Source organism: Gillisia xinjiangensis, assembly GCF_046298265.1.
Lineage (GTDB): Bacteria > Bacteroidota > Bacteroidia > Flavobacteriales > Flavobacteriaceae > Gillisia > Gillisia xinjiangensis.
In genome coordinates this window covers 1-506 of sequence record NZ_JBKAHK010000142.1, presented here as the reverse complement: position 1 = coordinate 506, position 506 = coordinate 1, and the positions used below count along the sequence as shown (strand labels likewise).

The window sequence follows — 506 nt, the reverse complement described above, 5'->3', positions numbered from 1 at the left end:
TCCGCCCAAGCCATCCCCGAATCGCCGCCGCCGCCGGGGGCCGGGATGGTCGAGAGCACGCGGCCGGTCGCCGGGTCGATCTTCTGGATGCGGTCCTCGGCAATCTGGAACAAGTGCGTGCCGTCGAAGGCCGTCCCCGCGTGCGCGGCGACATCGATCGAGCGCACGATCTCGCCGCTCTGCGGATCGAGGGCGTTCAGCTTGTCGCCGGAGGCGAACCACACGTGCCGGCCGTCGAAGGTGACGCCGGCCACCTCCTCGGCGCCCGGGAAGGGGCCGTATTCGCGGATGATTTCAGCGGAGGATGTTTTCATGGTTTTTCTCTTGCTGCTCGTGCCGTTGCTTGCATGCTTCAACCCTAATCGCCCGGCAGGGGGCCGGGGAGTAACAAGGTTGTCGTGATTCCGGGCAGCGGCGTGGTTGTCCAGCGGCGCGCCCTGCCGCGGCCGTAGGACTGCACCTTGCCCGCCTCGGCGAGAGACTCGAGGGTCCGCTGCACCGTGCGC

The 506-nt window shown here is 68.4% G+C and carries 1 protein-coding gene; it reads right to left on the bottom strand.

All coding sequences use genetic code 11. The features are described from left to right. Positions 1 to 314: hypothetical protein (locus tag ACKGJN_RS16905; protein ID WP_409540748.1), on the bottom strand; the 314-nt coding region annotated here is incomplete at its 3' end. Positions 315 to 506: the final 192 nt, after the last annotated feature.